Genomic DNA, 18,954 nt, shown 5'->3' with positions numbered 1-18,954 from the left:
GCCTAATCGCGTACTGATCCGAATGCCCCTGGTGCGATCGGACGGCGCGGTCGCGACCTGCTCATCAGCCCCTTTGGCAACGTGTCGGCATTGAGTTTCACAACAGCGCAATTGGCGTCGGTGGCCACGACGTCTTGCTGGCTGTAGATCAGGGTGCACTCGAACCTGACGTCAGGCGCCTCCCTTGCCGTGCCCCAGCATGTCGCTACCGCGCCGCTGCAATCGCCCCAGAGATTGGCCTCGACTTCGTCCGTACCAAACACGCTCGGAGGGCCCTCGGTATGGCGCTTCACGGTCAGGACAGCCGTGAAGCGTTGCTGATCGACCTGGTAGCAGCCGCCATAGGTGAAGAAGCTGTCGCTGCCGGAGATTCGTCCCTCGGTCAAATCGACTAGGCCCGTGCCCTGGCCACGCGGGGTCCTGAACCAGGCAGCGTATTTGCCATCTCTCAGCATGAAAACATCCGTCGTAAAATCCAGACGTATTTGCTGGTAACTCTGGGGCGCGACAATGACCGATATGGCACGCGTTCCGCCACGGTTAACGCCCTGCAAAGCCAGTTCCTAAAATTGCCGGCGCAGGGCTGCGCCGCAACGACAGCAAGCTCAAAACAGTTCTATGCCGTCATCCGCAGGCTCGACTGCGTCGACCCCGCGGGTGGCCGCGCTCGACGACAGCCCAAGGGCTTGCAAGAAGTCCCGATGAACGTCGCGCTCGCGCTCCATCGTGTAGCGCGCGAAGAGATCGTCGAGCAGCGCCTCGTCCTGCGGCTCGGGCCGATGCATGCCCGCGCTCGCCGTCTCGAGGCGCGCGGCAACAGCGGGCAGCGTTGCAGAGGACTCGCCGAGCGAGCCCATCAGGCCTTGCGCCGAATTCATCAGGCCTTCGAACTCGGCGCCTTCGTCGACGAGGCGGGTTATCAGCTTGCCGAGCCGTTCGTTGCCGACTTCGACCTCGCGCAGCGCCTGGAGGATCTGCGGCTCGAGCTTGGCGAGCTGGGTGGGATCGCCCTGGACGCGGAGCTCCTTCAGCTCGTTCGCCGACTGCTCGATGCCGTCAAGGACCGGCCGCAAGCGTCCGGCGCCTGCCGAGACCTGGTCAGCGGTCGCCTTGAGCTCGTTGGCAATGACCACGAAGGCGCTGCCGCGGCTGCCGAGATGGCTTGCCTTGAGGCCCGCGTTCATGCCGATCAGCGTGATATCGACCGTGGCTTCGGCGAGACCTGCGATGGCCTGACGGAATTTCGCCAGCGTCTCCTCGACGACCGCCAGTGCCTCGTCGACCGAACGGCCCGCACTCTCGCAGGTCGCAATCAGGGTCGAGGCATGGGCCAGCGTCTGCTTGATGCGGGCGAGGAACGACGACGAGGAGCCGTTCTCGCCGCCGAACAGCGAGCGGCCGTGACCGACGACGCCACTGGCATCATTCAGGATCGCGGACAGCGCCCGGACGATCTGACTGATATCGCCGCCGAACTCGCGTTGCGCGTCCCTGAGCTGAGCCGCCTGCAGCCCGCGGATCGCATGGGCGCCGTCTTCGCTGGCGACAGGCCCGGGAACAAGGCTCGGCTCTGAGCCGGACGACAAGCGCAAGCCGTGACAGACGTGTTCGAGGCGCTGCCGCGTGCTGTCGCCGGCCTGCAAGGATATGATCGCGCTGCCGACGGCTTCGGCGATCTTCCGCGTGCTGCCGCTGGCGAGATCGGCGAGATGGCTACTCTTGCTGCGCTGGTCGCGCAGGCCGGAATAGGCTGCGCCGAGCTCGGCGCTCTCCGCCACCAGCTGGTCACCGTAGCTTTTCTCGAACTCCTTCTGCCGGCCGGATGCGGTGATGACGGCCTCCGACAAGCGCTGCTGGTCCCGCGCGCAGCCCTCGATCGAACCCTGCACGGCCTTGCCCAGATCGTAAGCCTCCTGCGTGAAGGCCAGAAAGCCCTCGCGATCGCCATCGAGCGATGCCGCCTCGATCCGTGCGCTGCGTGCGATGATGGTGATCATCTGGATATGCTTGAACAGCGGCTTCAGCAGGGCGGACGCCTCCGTCGTGCTCTTGCCGATCATCGCGAGCAGCGCGCTCTCGGCGGGCAGCGCCCGCGACAGCTCGCTCAATCGCGCCGCGATCTCCCGCAACGCGGTCGCGGCGCCTTCGATCTCGGCGCCGGATAGCTCTCCGGAGAGAGACGCGAGCCCCTGATTCAGCTCCTTGAAAATGATGTGGCCGCGACCGAGGTCGTGACCGACGCGCGCAAAGACGTCCTCGATACGCGACGAGACGCCTTCGACCGCGGCAATCGCATCCGTCAAATTGCTGGCCGCAATGGCAGTCATCGCGATCAACCCGCCACCGCTGGGTGTCCGGCCTGATACCACTGCATGATCTCGCGCGGGATATGGTTCAGTGAGACCACTTTCTCGACACCGCCGTGAGCGATGGCTTCCTTGGGCATGCCGAACACCACGCAGCTTTCTTCATCCTGCGCCCGTGTCGAGGCGCCGAGCTTGCGCATCTCCAGCATGCCGCGCGCGCCGTCGTCACCCATGCCGGTCATGATGACGCCGAGCGCGTTGGCGCCGGCATGCTGGGCCGCCGAGCGAAACAACACGTCGACCGAGGGGCGATGCCGCGACACCGGCGGCCCGTCCTTGATCGCGACCTGGTAGCGCAGGCCGATGCGCTGGAGCAGCATGTGGCGGGCGCCCGGAGCAATATAGGCGCAGCCAGGCAAGACCGGCTCGCGATCCTCCGCCTCCTTGACGCGGATCTGGCAGATGCTGTCGAGGCGCTTGGCGAACGCGGCAGTGAAGCCCGCCGGCATGTGCTGGACGACAAGAATCGGAGGACAGTTCGCCGGCAACATCTCAAGCACGTCGTTGAGCGCTTCGGTTCCGCCCGTCGAGGCACCGATGCAGACGATGCGTTCGGTCGTCGGCCGAACCTTGCCCTGCACCGGCGGAGGGATGATGGCGTCAGCCGTGAGCTTCTTCTCGATCACCCGCCGCTCCGTGCGCGGCCGCACGCGCGCACGCGCCGCCGACTTCACCGACTCCCGCAAGCGCGTCGAACACTCGAGCAACGCCTGACGCGTGTCGATCTTCGGCTTAGGCACGATATCGACGGCGCCGGCCTCGAACGCCTCGAAGATCACGTGCGAGCCTTCCTCGGTCAGCGAGGAGCAGATGATCACGGGGATCGGACGCTGCGCCATGATCTTGCGCAGGAACGTCATGCCGTCCATGCGCGGCATCTCGAGATCGAGGATCATGACATCGGGGATTTCGTCCTGGAGGCGCTTTGCCGCCACGAACGGATCGGACGCCGTCGCCATCACCTCGATATCGGGGTCGTCGTTGAGGATCGTCTGAAGGATTTGGCGCACCGACGCCGAATCATCCACGATCAGTACGCGAACTTTCTCCCTCGGCATGTTGCAAAGTGCTCCCGATCAAACCTGGAAAATGGTCGGCTGAACCTGCTTCAGGCCCGGAACAGCACTGTGGACCATCGACTCGGAATGTCCGACCAGCAAATACCCGCCGGGCCGCAAATGACTGCAAAGCTGCTCGACGACCTTCCGCTGCGTCGGCTTGTCGAAATAGATCAGCACATTGCGGCAGAAAATCATGTCGACGTCGCGGTCGACGGGATAGGACTGATCCATCAGGTTCATCCGCATGAAATGCGTCATGCGTCGTAGTTCCGGCGCCACCCGCACTTCGCCGCGCGACTTGTCGCGTGAGGACAGGAAATACCGCTTCACGAACGGTTCGGGCACCGGCGCCAGCACGTCGCGGGTGTAGATCGCAGTCTTGGCGAGGCGCAGCACGGCGGTCGAGATGTCGGTTCCCAGGATGCGATACTGAAACCGCGATCCGGTTCGCGTCATGTCGTCCAGCACCATGGCGACCGTATAGGCTTCCATGCCGGTCGAGCTCGCCGAGCTCCAGACTTTCAGATTCGCATTCTTGCGGCCGTGCGACTTGAGCAGCGCAGGGATGGCGATCTCCCGCATGAAGGTGAAATGCTGCGGCTCGCGAAAGAAGTCGGTCTTGTTGGTGGTCACCACATCGATCAGATGGGTGAGCTCGGTGTCGAAGTGATCGGCTTCAAACAGGTTCTCGACATATTCGTTGAGGTCGGTGAAGTTCAGGGCGCGCACACGCTTGTGCAGGCGCCCCTCCAGCATCAGTCGCTTGCCCTGCGGCAGCTTGATGCCGACCTGGCCCTCGATCAACTCGGCGATGGTGCGGAAATGGCGATCCGACAGATGCACAGCCGTATCCTGCAAGGCGGGCATCACGGCCGCCCGCCCCGGCCTCGAAGGCCCGCATGCAATTGATATCGGGCCATCAGGGCCATCTGGAATCCTACGCGTTTACAACGAAAGAAGGCAGGCCCACCTCCAGGGTGGACCCGCCCCCAAAATCCTTAGCGCTGAAAATCAGCGTCCCGATCATCCTCACCGTCGTGCATGTCGAAGGCAAAACCGCCGCCGCCCGCGGCCTTCACCGCGCGCGCAGGCCTTGCCTGCGGCTTCCGGGCGGGATGCTCGACCGCTGCCATGGTCGCAGCCTTGGCGCGGAGCTGGGTGACGGCCCGATCGATCGGCGCCAGCGCCTGGCTCTTGCTGCCATGCTCGATGCGGAAATAGGCGATTGTCGACTGCAGCTGCTCGGCCTGCGAAGCCAGCTCTTCCGAGGTGGACGACACCTGCTCGGAGGCGCTGGCATTCTGCTGGCCGACCTTGTCGAGCTGCTGGATCGCCTGGTTGATTTGCGCCGAGCCGACGTCCTGCTCACGGCACGCGGCGGTGATTTCCTCGACCAGCTCCGCCGTCTTCTTGATGTCAGGAACGAGCTTGGACAGCATGGAACCTGCTTCCTGCGCGACCTTGACGGTGTCGGCCGACAGCGTGCCGATCTCGGCGGCGGCCGCCTGGCTGCGCTCGGCGAGCTTTCGGACTTCGGACGCGACCACCGCAAAGCCCTTGCCGTGCTCGCCGGCGCGCGCGGCTTCGACCGCGGCGTTCAGCGCGAGCAGGTCGGTCTGGCGCGCGATCTCCTGCACAATGGTGATCTTTTCGGCGATGGTCTGCATCGCATTGACCGCGCGGCCGACCGCAGCACCGCTGGCTTCGGCGTCCTTGGCCGACTGCGCTGCAATCTTCTCGGTCTGGTTGGCGTTGTCGGCGTTCTGCTTCACGTTCGATGCCATCTCCTCCATCGAGGAAGATGCTTCCTCGGCCGACGAGGCCTGCTCGGTTGCGCCTTGTGACAGCTGCTCGGCGCTGGCCGAAAGCTCCTGGCTTCCGGCGGAGACATTCTGCGCCGCGGTGAGAGCTTCCGACACGATCTGGCGGAGCTTTTGGACCATACGTTCGAGCGCGAGGCCGAGGGTGTCTTTGTCCGACAGAGGTTTCGCCTCGACGGTGAGATTGCCCTGCGCGATCTCGTTGGCGACGGCCGCGGTCGCGTTCAGGTTCTTGGTCATCGCGTTCAGCGAAGCGATGAGATCGCCGATTTCGTCGTTGCTGGAGACGTCGATCTTCTTGCTGAGATCGCCGATGGCAACCGCGTCAGCCAGTCCGACTGCGCTGGCAAGGGCACGGCTGATGCCGATCGCGATCCAGGTCGCGGCTATCGCGCCGATCACGAGCGAGGCGAGGATCAGGCTGATCAGCATGATCTCGGCACGACTGCCTTCGACCCTGGCCTGCTCGCTCTCCGCCGCCATCATCTTCTTGACGTAGTCGATATACTCCTTCGCGGCATTGAGCGCGGGCGTCATGGCCTTGAGCCCTTCGGTCATCGAATTCTCGGCCGCCTTGACCTTATCCTGCTTGGCCAGTTTCAACGTCTGGTCCTGCACCGCATTGGCGCTGACATAGGCGGCTCCGAACTTGTCGAGCAGCTTCTTGCCCTCTTCGCTCGCACCGACATAGGCTTCGTTCTTGATCGCCGCCACGCGCTCGCGCGCCTCGGCGATGAGACTGACGAACTTGTCCTGATCCGCTTCGGTCGGCGCGAGGATCGCATTCTTCTCGGCGCGCACCTGAAGCAGCGCATTTTCCTGCAACTCCGCCACCTTGGCGAGGCGCGCTGCCCGTGCCGACAGGTGTTCGGTGGTCCCAACGGTGTCGTTGAGCTTCAGATAGGCGACGCCGCCGGCAATCATCGACAACAGAATGACGACGCCGAATGCGCTCGCAAGCTTCGCTTTGACGGTAAATCTCATGATTAGCCCCGGTCTTCGAATTGTTGAATTGAATTGCTTACGCCCGATCCCGCGCTACAAATTACGAATTCAGGCCGCACAGGATGCATCCAACTGCGTGGCTCTTCCTTCCGGAATCTCGTCTGCGGCCATCAACCTGGCCAGATCGAAGATCACGACGAATTTCTCGCCCTTGCGGCCGATGCCGGCGGCGTAATCCGACTGCCATTTGCCCCCCACCTCGGGGATCGGCTCGATCGCCTGCTCGTCGATATCGGTGACCTCGAACACGCAGTCGGCCACGAAGCCGACGCCGACGAGGCGGTCTTTCATCGGCACGTCGAGGATGATGATGCGGGTCGCCTCGGTGGCCGCCACGGCCGGCAGCCCGAGCTTGGTCCGGAGATCGACGATCGGATAACCAGCGCCGCGCACGTCGATCATGCCGAGCAGGAAGTTCGGCGCATGCGGCAGACGCGAGATCGGCCGCATGTCCAGGATTTCCCGCACGTTGCGGATGCTGATGCCGAACGTCTCGCCGGCGAGCCCGAGCGTCAGATATTGCGAGGTTGCGGCCATGCTTAAGTCCGGGTCAGATGGTTGTTGTTGTCAGCGCTGGAACTCGGCGTCGCGATCGTCTTCGCCGTCGTTCATGTCGAAAGCGAAACCGCCACCACCGGCGACCTTCATCGCGCGCGCCGGCTTGCGAGCGGGCACAGGCTTCTTGGCACCGCGTTCGGCCGCCCGCATCTGCCCTGCCTTGCTGCGGAGCTGGGTGACGGCACGGTCGATCGGCGCGGCCGCGGCGCTCTCGCCACGTCCGGCCTGCTCGATGCGGAAGAACGAGATGGTCGATTGCAGCTGCTCGGCCTGCGAGGCCAGCTCTTCCGAGGTGGATGAGACCTGCTCGGAAGCGCTGGCGTTCTGCTGGCCGACCTTGTCGAGCTGCTGGATCGCCTGGTTGATCTGGGAGGAGCCGACGTCCTGCTCGCGGCAGGCGGCGGTGATTTCCTGCACCAGCTCGGCGGTCTTCTTGATGTCGGGCACGAGCTTCGACAGCATGGAGCCGGCTTCCTGCGCGACCTTCACGGTCTCACTTGACAACGTGCCGATATCGGCCGCGGCGGCCTGGCTACGCTCGGCAAGCTTGCGCACTTCGGAGGCGACCACCGCAAAGCCCTTGCCATGCTCGCCGGCGCGCGCGGCCTCGACCGCGGCGTTGAGGGCGAGCAGATCGGTCTGGCGCGCAATCTCCTGCACGATGGTGATCTTCTCGGCGATGGTCTGCATCGCTTCGACGGCTCGGCCGACGGCAACGCCGCTGGCCTCGGCGTCCTTGGCCGACTGCGCAGCGATCTTCTCGGTCTGGTTGGCGTTGTCGGCGTTCTGCTTCACATTCGAAGCCATCTCCTCCATCGAGGAGGACGCCTCCTCGGCAGACGAGGCCTGCTCGGTCGCGCCCTGCGAGAGCTGCTCGGCGCTTGCGGAAAGCTCCTGGCTGCCGGCGGAGACGTTCTGGGCGGCGGTGAGCGCCTCCTGGACGATCTGCCGGAGCTTTCCGACCATGGCGTTCAGCGATCTGACAAGATCGCCGATCTCGTCGTTGCTCGCCGACGGAATCGTCTGGTTGAGATCCCCCTGAGCCACGGCGCCGGCAAGGCCGACCGCGCGGCCAAGCGACCGGCTGATCGAGATCGAAATCCACAAGGCGGCACCGATCGCTACCAACAGCGAGACGCCCAGAAGAGTCATCAGCATCAACTGCGCCCGATATCCCTCCTCCTTCGAATCGACGGCCTGTTCGGCCATCTGCTTCTTGGTGTTCTCGACATAGGCGCCCATCGACTCGAGCGCTTCGTTCACGATCTTGCGGCCCTCATTGGTGGAGCGCTCGGCGGCCTGGGCCTTGTCGGTCTTAGCGATCCGGATCGTCTCTTCCTGATAGGCATTCATCTTGGCGTAAGTCACGGCAAAGGCGTCGAGCAGCTTCTTGCCGGCCTCGCTCGCCAGCGCGTAGACTTCGTCCTTGGTCTTCAAGGCGACCTCGCGACGCTTTGCCGCGTCGGCAGCGGCCATCTCGACCTCTTTCTCGTCGCCGATAATGGCGTTCTTTTCCGCGCGAAGCTGAATGAGAATATTCTTCTCGACTTCGGTCGCCTTCTCCATTCGCTTGGCGCGCAGGACCATACTGTCGGCGGTCGCCATCATGTCGCCGAGCTTCTTGTAGGCCACGCTGCCGGCAACCATTGACAGGACGATAACCAGGCCGAACGCGCTGGCAAGCTTTGCCTTGACCGTAAATCTCATATCAGCCCCTTAAACCCGGTCTCGCCCCGAGACCCTTTCAATTCAGAATGCGTTCCATGTTCGGAACGATGACGAACTCTTCACGCCATTTCGCAATGAAGCGAATGAACTCAGGCTTCCAGTGCATGCCGACGCGCGGCGTCTGCTGCACGTCGGTCTGCGAGATCTCCGTGACTTCGTAGACCTTGTCGGCGGTGACGCCGACGAGAACAGGCTCACCGTCGAGATCGAGCTCGATGACGACGATGCGCGTATCAGCGGAATCGTCGAGCTGGGGCATGCCAAAACGGATGCGCAAATCCGCAAGCGGAATGACGTTGCCGCGCACGTTGATCACGCTGGGAACGAAAGCCCGCGCGCCGGCCACCTTGGTCACGGGCACGGGGTCGATGATCTCGCGCACAAGGCCGGCGTCGAGCGCGAATTTCTCCTCGCCGAGGCCGATCATGACGACCTGCATCGCGCCTGACTGGTGTTCGGCTGCCTGTCCGTCGGTCATCACGCCGCCTCGCTGATATGCTGCTTCTCGACCTTCGACTGCGCCAGCGTGACGAGCTGCGCGACATCGAGGATCAGCGCCGCCGTGCCGTCACCCAGGATGGTCGCACCGGAGAAGATGGTGACGTCAGAATGCAGCTTGGAGAGCGACTTGATGACGGTCTGGTGGTTGCCGATGATCTGGTCGGCGACGAGGCCGACATGAGTCTCACCGGTCGAGATGATGATCGTCTTCTGGTGTCGATCGGGCGTACCAGTCGACGACATGATCTCGCGCAGGCGCAGGAAGGGCACCAGATTGCCGCGCACATTGAGGAAGTTGCGACCGCGCGAGCGCTCGTCCTCGGTTGTCAGCTCGATGCATTCCTCCACCGCCGACAGCGGAATGATGTAGCGACCTTCGCCGACACGGATCAAAAGGCCTTCGATGATCGCGAGCGTCAGCGGCAGGCGGAGCGTCACCGTGGTGCCCTGGCCCGGCCGCGTCGACAGGTCGATCGAGCCGCGCATGTTCTCGATGGTGCGCTTGACGACGTCCATGCCGACGCCGCGACCTGACAGCGCCGAGATGGTCTGCGCGGTCGAGAAGCCCGGATGGAACAGGAACTGGTGGATCTCGTGATCGGAGAGCACGGCGCCGGCGGCGATCAGGCCCTGCTCTTCGGCCTTGGCGCGGATGCGCGCGGTGTTGAGGCCGCCGCCGTTGTCCTTCACCGTGACAAGGACCTGTGCACCGGAATGCACGGCCGCGAGCTCGATGCGGCCCTGCTCGGTCTTGCCGTTGGCAGCGCGCGTCGCAGTGTCCTCGATACCGTGGTCGATGGCGTTGCGGATCAGGTGCACCAGCGGATCGGCCAGGCACTCGATCATGGTCTTGTCGAGCTCGGTGTCCTCGCCCGTCGTGACGAACTCGACCGGCTTCGACAGATCGCGCGAAAGATCGTGGATGAGGCGGCGGAAGCGGCCGAACAGCGAGCCGATCGGCACCATGCGCGCGCCCATCGTGGTATCGCGCAGCGACGAGGCAAGACGCTCGATCTCCTCGGCGATCATCTTGATCGAGAGATCGGAACCGGAGGCCGCGAGCTGGGTCAGCCGCGCCTGGGCGATGACGAGCTCGCCGACGCGATCCATCAGTTCGTCGAGGCGCTCGGCCTGGACGCGGACCGTGGCGATGCCGCGATCGTCGCGCTTGGCTTCAGCCTTCGGTTCCGGCTTGGATTCGAGTTTCGCTTCAGGCTTTGCCACCGGTTTCGGCCCCGCCTTTGCGGCAGGCTCAACGGCGACCTGCGCGGCGACAGCCTCAACCACCGGTGCGGGCATCTCGACGGCCGGAGCGGGCTCGTCGTCGAGCAGCTGGAACAGCGGCGCTGGCGCGGGCGCTTCGACGTGCTCCAGCGGCAAGAGCGTCAGCTTCATCTCGTCAGAGACGAACATGAAGACGTCGTCGATCGCAGCCTTGTCGCAAGCCGCGTGCAGCTTGACGTCCCATTTGAGATAGCAGTCTTCCGGCTCCATCTCGTCGAGGAAAGGAATGCCGTCGGTCACGGGAACCACAAAGCAGGGACCGAGCTTGCAGAGATCTTCCAAGAGATCGAGCGGATTCGATCCGTTACGCAGGATGTGGGATTCGAATTCCAGATAGAGATGCCAGCCGGCCTGCTTGCTCTCGACGGGCGCGAGCGGCGGCGCTTCAACGATCTCGGCGACCGCAGCGGCAGGCTGATCCGACGACACGAAGCGCTTGAGATCGTCGAGGATGGCTTCGCCGATGATGTCGTCGGTCGACTGCGGATCCTCGATCAGCGCGCGGATATAATCCTTCGCGGCGAGCGCGACCGAGATCAGCTCCTGGGTCGGCTTAATCTCGCCCTTGCGGACGCGATCGAATGCGGTCTCGAATTCGTGGGTGAAGGAAGCGACCTTGTCGAAGCCGAACATCGCACCCGACCCCTTGATCGTGTGCAGGGCGCGGAAGGCGGAATCGACCAGCTCGCGGTCGTCGGGACGCTGGCCAAGGTCGAGCAGGGCCCCTTCCAGGACCTCGAACAGCTCGCTGGCTTCCTGGCGGAAGACCTCGGTCGGGTCCACCGCGCTCATGCGCGCACCAGTTTTGCGACGACGGCGAGCAGCTGCTCAGGCTTGAACGGCTTGGTGATCCATCCCGTCGCGCCGGCGCTCTTGGCCTCCTGCTTCACCGTGTCATTGGATTCGGTGGTCAGGAACACGATGGGCATGCCCACCGCGCTCGGCAGCTTGCGTAGCGCCTTGATCAGCTCCAGCCCGTTCATGACGGGCATGTTGAGGTCGGTGATGACGAGGTCGAGCTTGCCGGCCTGTGCCTTGGCGAGGCCTTGCGCGCCGTCACCGGCCTCGATCACGTTGTGACCCGCCGGCTCGAGCACGACCTTGATCATCTGCCGGATGCTGGGAGAGTCGTCGACCGTGAGAATCGTGGCCATTAGACGCCATCTTTCTTTTGCGGGAAGTGCTGATCGATCATCGCTTCACTGGCGAAGCCGGCGCGGCGAAGGGTGTTGCGCAGAGATTGGGAAAAGGAAGTCAGGACCACCGGGCGGCCTTGAGCATCGCCGGTCTTGGCGGCCGACAGCAGAAGCTGGATCGAGGTCACGTCAGCCTTGTCGACGCTGGAGCAGTCGATCTCGAGCCGGTCCTGCCGACCGAACGCTTCGCGGATCAAGTCATAAACGCTGCGGATGGCAGCAATGCTGCAATCGGCGGGCAGCCGCAGGGACCACTTCGACTCGGTCGCATCAGACGACATTCGTCCCCCAATTTCCTCAGGATTCACTGCACGCATGGCGCGAATCCCGCATGGTGAATATCTGCGTCGGAGAGTATGCAAACCCCTAACAGAGTGACCCGTACAACTACGGGTCACAATCCGGAGAATCTCGCGTATGCATGCAAGCGTGCATCACCGCACAAATTTCATGCGTTGCGCGCAGGGGCGAGGCAGCTCGTATGTTTGCTTCACGTTAAATCGCGGGGGCTATTCGTTGAGGCCGTGCTTCGCCATGCGAACGAGTCCGGCCGCCGATGCTGACCCAAGCGCTTCTGGTTGATGACAGCCGCTCTGTCCTCAATTTTCTGAAACGTCATATCGAAGCGGAAGGCCTCGTCGAGGCCACAACCTTCCTCGATCCCGTCGAAGCGCTGGCTTGCGCGCGCGAACGCGCATTCGATCTCGTGCTGGTCGACTACGAGATGCCGCACATGGACGGCATCAGCTTCATCCGCGCGCTTCGCACGCTGCCGGGCTGCGCCGACATCCCGATCGCGATGATTACGTCGCGGCAGACCGACGACGTCAAGATGGAAGCGCTGCAGGCGGGTGCAACCGATTTCCTGCCGAAGGCACCGCAAAGCGTCGAGATGACCGTGCGTCTGCGGAATTTGATTCAGCTTGGTGCAGCCGTACGCAAGCTCAACGATCGCGCTGCACATCTGGCGAGCGAAGTCGCGGCCGCAACGCGCAAGCTCGGCGAGCGCGAGGAAGAGATCATCCTGCGGCTCGCGCTCGCAGTCGAGTATCGCGACAACGATACCGGCGAGCACGCGCTGCGGGTCGCCCGCTACAGCCGCATCATCGCCGAGCAGCTGGGCCTCCCGGCCCGGCTCTGCCGGGACATCTATCTCGCGGCTCCCCTGCACGACGTCGGCAAGGTCGCGATTCCCGACAACATCCTGCTCAAGCCCGGCAGGCTGACCGACGAGGAGATGGCGGTCATCCGCACCCATGCCACGATCGGCGAGAAGATCCTGGCCGACTCCAGCTGCGAGTTGATCCAGCTCGGCGCACAAATTGCCGCAGGCCATCACGAGCGCTGGGACGGCGCCGGCTATCCAAACGGCCTGAAGGAAGATGAGATCCCGGTCCCGGCGCGCGTGGTTGCGGTCGCCGACGTTTTTGACGCCCTGACCACGCGGCGCCCCTATAAAGAGCCAATGCCGCTGGACGTCGCGCGCGACTATCTGGTCCAGAACTCGGGGCGGCAGTTCGACCCGGCCTGTGTCGAGGCTTTCCTGTCGCGCTGGGATGGAGTGGTTGGGATTGCCACCGGGCAGACGACGCTGCCGTTGCAGAAATCCGAGACCGCCCTCTCACCCTTTGTATTAGGAGTGACCGGGAGCCATCCGGCGCAGGACCGCGCGGCCGACGCCGCTACGGCGGTCTGATATCCCGTCCACAGGTCACGGTTTGCGGCGGCGCCGTTTTCTGTCATCACAGGCTTGAACCCGTTCCTGCTAGGCTGCACCAACCAAGTGTGATTCTGATCACACTTGGCTCGGGGCCATCCCCTGCTAGGGTCGCGCCGGGACGTGGGTCAGCACACACCGTTCGAACTGGAAGAGACAGTCATGAGAACCCTGATCGGCGCGCTCTTCGGCGCATTTTGCCTCGCCGCCCCTGCTGTCGCCGAGACGCCGGCCGCGATCGTCGAGGACGTCCAGGGCAAGGTCGACGGCATCGAATTCATGGACTACGTGGCGCCGGGCAAGATCATCAAGCTCGGCCCCAAGGCCGGCGTCACGCTCAGCTATCTGAAATCCTGCCTGCGCGAGACCATCACCGAAGGCGTAGTGCTGGTCGGCGCCGAGCAGAGCACGGTGCAACTCGGCAATGTCCAACGCGTCAAGGTGCCGTGCGATGCCAACGCCGTGCAGCTCTCCGAGCGCGAGGCGAACCAGAGCGCGGCGACCACGTTTCGCACCATGCGAGCGGACGCCAATCGCGCGCCGGCGAAGCTGCCGACCATCTACGGCACCGCGCCGATGATCCAGGCCAAGAGCGGCAGCACGCTGGTGATCGAACGCACCGACGGCAAGGAGCCCGAGATCAGCCTGCCGCTCAAGGGCAACATCATGGTCGCCGGAAAATTCTTCGACCTCTCGAAGGCCGGAAAGTCGCTGACGCCGGGCGGCAGCTATCTCGCGAAACTCGGCAACAAGCGCTACACTTTCCAGGTCGATGCCAGCGCCACCGCGTCACCGACGCCGATCATCGGGCGTCTGCTGAGGCTCGAATAGACCGATAGCGACAGCAACGATGCGGCGGATCGGCAGGCGGGACATCGTTGCAGCGATCGTGATCGCGCTCGTCACGGGCGCGGCGTTCACCTCGCCACCGCTCCAGGCGCTGAAGGGGCTCTCACTCGACATTCTCACGGCGTTGCGCTGGACGCTGGTCGGCGACAGCCGCGATCCCGCGGCATCGCCGGTCGTCGTCGTGGCCATTGACGGGGAGACCTACGACACCCCGCCTTTCAAGGGATCCCCGACGCAGACCTGGACGCGTGAGGTCGGCCGGGTGCTCGGCAGCATCACCGAGGGCGGCGCCAAAGTCATCGGCTACGATGTGATCTTCAAGAATTCGATCGAGCAATCGGACATTCCCTTTGGCGACGCTCCGGTCGGTGCGCGCCTGAAAGGATTTGACCGCGACTATCTGATCGCGCTGCGCAAGCTGTCCGACAGCGGCAAGCTGGTGCTCGGGGAGGTCCTCAGCAACGACCATCCCGAGTCGCCCTTCCCGGCCCAGCGGCTTGCGGTGAAGAACAATGTTCGCGCCCTCAATGTCTACACCGACCCCGATGACGTGATCCGTCGGATGCCGCTGAGCTTTTCCATCGCCGGCCAGCAAGTGCCTGCCATGGCCGTCGAACTCGCCTCGCGCGCGCTGGGTGCAAAGCCGGAGACCGGGGCAAGTGGCGCGACGAATTTGTCGGGCTACGCGATTCCGAGCGCAATTCCCAATACGATGACGCTCAACTTTCGCGGCATGGGCCGCGACATTCCGGCCTATTCCTTCGCCGATTTGCGCGCCTGCGTCGAGAAGGGAGACATGGACTTCTTCCGCCGCGCCTTCGACGGCAAGGTCGTGCTGCTGGGCAGCATCCTCACCTTCGATGACCGCAAGCTCACCTCGATGCGCCTGGCCCGCGATTATGACGGAACACGGGGATCGCGATGTGCCTTGCCAGCGCCTGCGAATGCCGAGCAAATGGCCCGCAGCGGGATCGCCGGCGTCTTCGTCCATGCCACGGTCGTGCGAAACCTGATCGAGCATGATGCCGTCACCGAGCTCGGCTTCGCGCAGCGCTCGCTCCTGGCGATCATCTTCGCAGCGATCCTGGCTTGCGCCGCCTGCATGCTGGCGCCGGGCCGCGCCCTGATCGCCTGGCTGGCGCTGTCCGCCGCCTACACGGCCGTCGCCGTCGGCGCCTTCGTCCACGCATTTGCGCTCCCCCTGACCGAGCCGGTGCTCGCAGGCCTGACCGCCATCGCGATGATGATCGGCTACCGCTTCGTGATCGCCGACCGTGAGGAGCGCTTCCTGCGCAAGAGCTTTGCCTTCTACCTTGCGCCCGAGGTGATCGACAGCATGGTTACGTCCGGCAAGATGCCTGCGCTCGGCGGCGAAATGCGTGACGTCACCATGTTTTTCTCGGACCTGGCAGGCTTCTCTTCGATTGCCGAGAAGATGACGCCGGGCGAGCTGGTCGCATTGATGAACGACTATCTGTCGGCGATGACCGACATCATCGAAAGCCATGGCGGCTATGTCGACAAATATATCGGCGATTCCATCGTCGCGATATTTGGCGCGCCGGCCGACGATCCCGACCATGCCCGGCACGCTGTCGCGGCCGCGCTGCGATGTCGCGATCGCCTCCAGGAGCTCAACGCCAGCCATCCCGCGTTCCGGGGACGCGGCCTTGCTCACCGCATGGGGCTGAACAGCGGCGAAGCCGTAGTCGGCAACATCGGCTCTCGCCGGCGCTTCAACTACACCGTCATGAGCGACACGGTGAACCTGGCTTCGCGGCTCGAAGGCGCCAACAAATATTATGGCACCGTGATCATGGCGTCCGAGGCTACCGTGAACCAGAGCCGCAGCGCCTATACTTGGCGTGAGCTGGACCTGGTCCGGGTGCAGGGACGCGACGAGCCGATCAGGGTGTACGAGCCGCTCGCCGAGAAGAGCAAGGAGACGCAGGAGCAAGGCGTACGCACGGCGACTTATGCGAAGGCGCTTGCGTGCTGGCGTGCGCGTGATTTCGCCAAAGCGGCCAAGCTGTTCGAAAGCGCCGCTGGCGATGATCCGCCATGCCGGTATTTTGCCAAGCGCGCGGCGACCCTAGCGGCCCATCCGCCGCCGGCCGACTGGACCCCGGTGAATACGCTTGAAGGGAAGTAGGGCCGCGAACCAGGCGCCACCCTTCTCCCGCAAGGTGGGAATAAGGGGCAGAAAAAATATGTTAATTTTTTGCCTCTCTGCGTTGCATCTAGCTGGGATCGAGGGCCGAATGGGCCGGATAGCATTTAGAGGAGCACGAGGATTTCATGAGTGAAAAGAAGCCGTTTGCAACGGAGCAGGCGATTCGGGGCTGCTGGGGGGATGGAGATCCCCCGGAGGACGAGGCTGAGTACGGGTATTATAGCGATATCGTCCAGATCGAACGCCTGAACGGCGGAGTCAATCCCGATGAATCGCCGGATGCTGAAACCGCGTAATTCGCAACCTATCTTACTAGCCATATCGTAAACCCCGTATCGCTACAGGTGTCGCTACGAACGGGCGCTGTCCTCCCCAGGAGTCGGTCACCTCGGGGGTAGGACTTACTGGCCTCGTCCAAGTGGGCGGAAATTTGCCCCCGAGATGAGCGCCAGAATACGGCGGTTCCTGCACAGACTACATAGGTACGAATCGGTCCTATTTGAGGCGAGCGCTTTTGCATCCGGTCTTGCGAAGTGTCAGATATTATATTATGTTTCTGACAGGAGGATGGCATGAAGAGCCTCAGTATTCAGATTTTGGAAGAAACCAACGGGCTATCCGAAGGCGTTCCGATCTCAGCCAAGGCGCTTTTGCACCTTGGAAATCGAGCCGCTGTCGATCAGGCCCTGTCACGTCTTGCCAGACGAGGAAAGCTGTTGCGTGCCAGGCGAGGTACCTATCTGCGTCCGGTCGAAAGCCGTTTTGGGGAGAGAGCTCCAGCGGTGAAAAAAGTCGTGGAGGAAGCTCAGGCTCGAAGTGGCGAAATCATCGTCTCCAGTGGTGCGGCGGCTGCAAACCAGCTCGGTTTGACAACGCAGGTGCCAGTTCGTCAGGTGTATCTGACCTCTGGTCCCTCACGCGAGTTTCGCCTGGGAAAGCAGGTTGTCGAGTTCCGACATGCGCCGCGGTGGCAGCTCACCTTGGCCTATCGGCCTGCAGGGACCGTCGTTCGGGCGCTTGCTTGGGTCGGTCCAAACGCGGCGAAGCAAGCCTTGCGTTCTGTAAGCCAAAAGCTGACTTCAGAGGAAATTCGCGAACTTAAGTCAGCGGCGGGATCGCTTCCGACCTGGCTTGCCAAGCCGGTGAGTGAGTTGGTCCTCCATGCCTGATCAATTCTTGAAGCTCAGCGACGCCGAGCGCCAAGATGCGCTTGGCGTCGCATCATCAAACTCGGGACGCCCCGCGCATCTGCTCGAAAAGGATGTCTGGGTCGTCTGGTGCTTGAATGCACTCTTTACTTCCCCATTAGGCGAGCATCTCGTATTTAAGGGAGGAACCTCGCTCTCAAAGGTCTATGGCGCGATTCGACGCTTCTCCGAAGACGTCGATCTTACCTATGACATTCGCGCGCTGGCCCCCGACCTCGTGAATCCAACTGACAGCAACCCGGTGCCGCAAAATCGCAGCCAAGGCAAACGCTGGACAGAACGCGTCTACGAGCGCCTCCCGGTCTGGGTCAACGAGCATGCCTTGCCAACAATCGAGCAGCGTTTGGCCGAGGATCGACTAAGTGCAATCCTAAAAGTCGAGGGCGAGAAGCTCTTTGTCGCCTATGATCCCGTCGAGCAAGGCAGCGGATACGTCGGCCCCAAGGTAATGCTAGAATTCGGTGCCAGGTCCACTGGTGAGCCAAGTGACGTTCACAACGTGGTCTGCGATGCGGCTGAATACCTGCCAGGACTGGAATTTCCGACTGCGCGGCCGAAAACTATGAAGGCAGAACGTACTTTCTGGGAAAAGGCGACCGCAATCCATGTCTTCTGCGCGCAAGGCAAGCTAAGGGGCGAACGATTCGCACGCCATTGGTACGATCTAATGAGATTGGACCAGGCCAAGATTGCAGACGCTGCCCTTGCTGATCGTGACCTCGCCAAAGCGGTGGCCGAACACAAAACATGGTTCTTCGCAGCGAAGGACAGTCGCGGCGAGGTCATTGACTATCAAAAGGCCGTCAACGGCTCGTTGAGACTGGTTCCTGAAGGAGCGGCACGGCTCGTCCTCGAACAAGACTATCAGCATATGATCAAGGACGGGTTATTGCTGGACGATCCGGAAGAATTCGATGTGCTGCTGGAACGGTGCGCGGCACTTGAGAGGCGCGCCAATGGCGTCCCTTAGTCCTTGCGGATTGAGGGCCGGTTCTGCACCCTCATAGCCGAAGTGACCGCTCCGCGTATAGCTCCAGCTGCCGCTTCGCACCCCCCGCACACCCTCAGGCGCAACATCTCCGCCACCTCGTGCGGCGTCTTCATCACCTGCCCGTGGATCACTCCACGGCCAACCTTCAGTGCTGCGTTTCTGCTTCCTTCGGTCTCTCCTGACCTATCCGTGAGGGGGCAGTTCCTCGTGACGCTGAAAGGGCAGTTTTCCATGGCGCGCGATATCAACGCCGGACGACCGAGATCCCAATTGTAGGCAATCCGATTTTGAGCGGAATGTTCACCCGACCAGTGTCCTAGGTCCAGGAGGTCATCAGATCACGCGCCCTCTGCGTGACCAAGATTCAAAGGAGCACTGACTTTAATGCGGCTTGGGGAGCGAGCGGATTGGAAGCACAAGATCAGGTGTTATTGCCACGACGACGCGGACAGCCGAGGCTGGTCGATCCATCGATGGAGCCGGCTCGCCACGTCGAG

At 63.0% G+C, this 18,954-nt stretch carries 17 protein-coding genes; 6 read left to right on the top strand and 11 right to left on the bottom strand.

Going from position 1 to position 18,954, the window contains the following annotated elements:
• Window positions 1–2: 2 nt before the first annotated feature.
• From L6637_RS30830 to L6637_RS30780, 11 genes are all read right to left on the bottom strand, one after another.
• Entirely contained in the window at window positions 3–455 is a 453-nt protein-coding gene (locus L6637_RS30830) for a hypothetical protein (protein WP_237872824.1), read from the bottom strand.
• Between the two features lie 150 nt (window positions 456–605).
• Complete coding sequence (locus L6637_RS30825) at window positions 606–2,327, bottom strand: methyl-accepting chemotaxis domain-containing protein (protein ID WP_237872823.1); 1,722 nt, start codon at window positions 2,325–2,327, stop codon at window positions 606–608.
• Window positions 2,328–2,332: 5 nt separating this feature from the next.
• Entirely contained in the window at window positions 2,333–3,424 is a 1,092-nt protein-coding gene (locus L6637_RS30820) for a protein-glutamate methylesterase/protein-glutamine glutaminase (RefSeq protein ID WP_237865409.1), read from the bottom strand.
• An 18-nt stretch (window positions 3,425–3,442) separates the two neighbouring features.
• Window positions 3,443–4,297: a CheR family methyltransferase gene (locus tag L6637_RS30815; RefSeq protein ID WP_237865408.1), complete on the bottom strand. Its 855-nt coding sequence runs from the start codon at window positions 4,295–4,297 to the stop codon at window positions 3,443–3,445.
• A 128-nt stretch (window positions 4,298–4,425) separates the two neighbouring features.
• Entirely contained in the window at window positions 4,426–6,231 is a 1,806-nt protein-coding gene (locus L6637_RS30810; RefSeq protein WP_237865407.1) for a methyl-accepting chemotaxis protein, read from the bottom strand.
• A gap of 69 nt (window positions 6,232–6,300) precedes the next feature.
• Window positions 6,301–6,789, bottom strand: a complete 489-nt coding sequence (locus L6637_RS30805) for a chemotaxis protein CheW (RefSeq protein WP_237865406.1) — start codon at window positions 6,787–6,789, stop codon at window positions 6,301–6,303.
• Between the two features lie 30 nt (window positions 6,790–6,819).
• Window positions 6,820–8,517, bottom strand: coding sequence for a methyl-accepting chemotaxis protein (locus tag L6637_RS30800; protein WP_237872822.1), 1,698 nt, complete (start codon window positions 8,515–8,517; stop codon window positions 6,820–6,822).
• A gap of 37 nt (window positions 8,518–8,554) precedes the next feature.
• Window positions 8,555–9,016 carry a chemotaxis protein CheW gene (locus L6637_RS30795; RefSeq protein WP_237865402.1) on the bottom strand — a complete coding sequence of 154 codons (462 nt, stop codon included), beginning with the start codon at window positions 9,014–9,016 and terminating at the stop codon, window positions 8,555–8,557.
• Window positions 9,016–11,115, bottom strand: coding sequence for a chemotaxis protein CheA (locus tag L6637_RS30790; RefSeq protein WP_237865400.1), 2,100 nt, complete (start codon window positions 11,113–11,115; stop codon window positions 9,016–9,018). The genes L6637_RS30795 and L6637_RS30790 overlap by 1 nt, the downstream gene beginning before the upstream one ends.
• Window positions 11,112–11,477 (bottom strand): response regulator, encoded by a 366-nt coding sequence (locus L6637_RS30785; RefSeq protein ID WP_128953545.1) that lies wholly within the window; start codon window positions 11,475–11,477, stop codon window positions 11,112–11,114. Before L6637_RS30785 ends, L6637_RS30790 begins: the two co-directional genes overlap by 4 nt.
• On the bottom strand, window positions 11,477–11,800 hold the full coding sequence (locus L6637_RS30780; protein ID WP_237865513.1) for an STAS domain-containing protein: 324 nt from the start codon (window positions 11,798–11,800) through the stop codon (window positions 11,477–11,479). Before L6637_RS30780 ends, L6637_RS30785 begins: the two co-directional genes overlap by 1 nt.
• A gap of 275 nt (window positions 11,801–12,075) precedes the next feature.
• On the opposite strand from L6637_RS30780, the gene L6637_RS30775 reads away from it, so the two are divergent.
• The 6 genes from L6637_RS30775 (at window position 12,076) to L6637_RS30750 (ending at window position 18,436) form a co-directional block, all read left to right on the top strand.
• Window positions 12,076–13,215 (top strand): HD domain-containing phosphohydrolase, encoded by a 1,140-nt coding sequence (locus L6637_RS30775; protein WP_237865398.1) that lies wholly within the window; start codon window positions 12,076–12,078, stop codon window positions 13,213–13,215.
• 183 nt (window positions 13,216–13,398) lie between these two features.
• Window positions 13,399–14,067, top strand: coding sequence for a hypothetical protein (locus tag L6637_RS30770; protein WP_237865397.1), 669 nt, complete (start codon window positions 13,399–13,401; stop codon window positions 14,065–14,067).
• Window positions 14,068–14,086: 19 nt separating this feature from the next.
• Window positions 14,087–16,237: an adenylate/guanylate cyclase domain-containing protein gene (locus L6637_RS30765; RefSeq protein WP_237865396.1), complete on the top strand. Its 2,151-nt coding sequence runs from the start codon at window positions 14,087–14,089 to the stop codon at window positions 16,235–16,237.
• A gap of 146 nt (window positions 16,238–16,383) precedes the next feature.
• A complete protein-coding gene (locus L6637_RS30760) occupies window positions 16,384–16,554 on the top strand; it encodes a hypothetical protein (protein WP_237872821.1) in 171 nt (56 codons plus the stop codon).
• 276 nt (window positions 16,555–16,830) lie between these two features.
• Window positions 16,831–17,427, top strand: a complete 597-nt coding sequence (locus L6637_RS30755) for a DUF6088 family protein (protein ID WP_237865395.1) — start codon at window positions 16,831–16,833, stop codon at window positions 17,425–17,427.
• Window positions 17,420–18,436, top strand: coding sequence for a nucleotidyl transferase AbiEii/AbiGii toxin family protein (locus L6637_RS30750; RefSeq protein WP_237865393.1), 1,017 nt, complete (start codon window positions 17,420–17,422; stop codon window positions 18,434–18,436). The genes L6637_RS30755 and L6637_RS30750 overlap by 8 nt, the downstream gene beginning before the upstream one ends.
• The last annotated feature ends 518 nt before the right edge of the window (window positions 18,437–18,954 follow it).

It is taken from the genome of Bradyrhizobium zhengyangense, from assembly GCF_022012435.1.
Taxonomy (GTDB): Bacteria; Pseudomonadota; Alphaproteobacteria; order Rhizobiales; family Xanthobacteraceae; genus Bradyrhizobium; species Bradyrhizobium zhengyangense.
The sequence above is the reverse complement of the archived record's forward strand: the minus strand, read 5'-3'. Positions and strand labels throughout refer to the sequence as shown.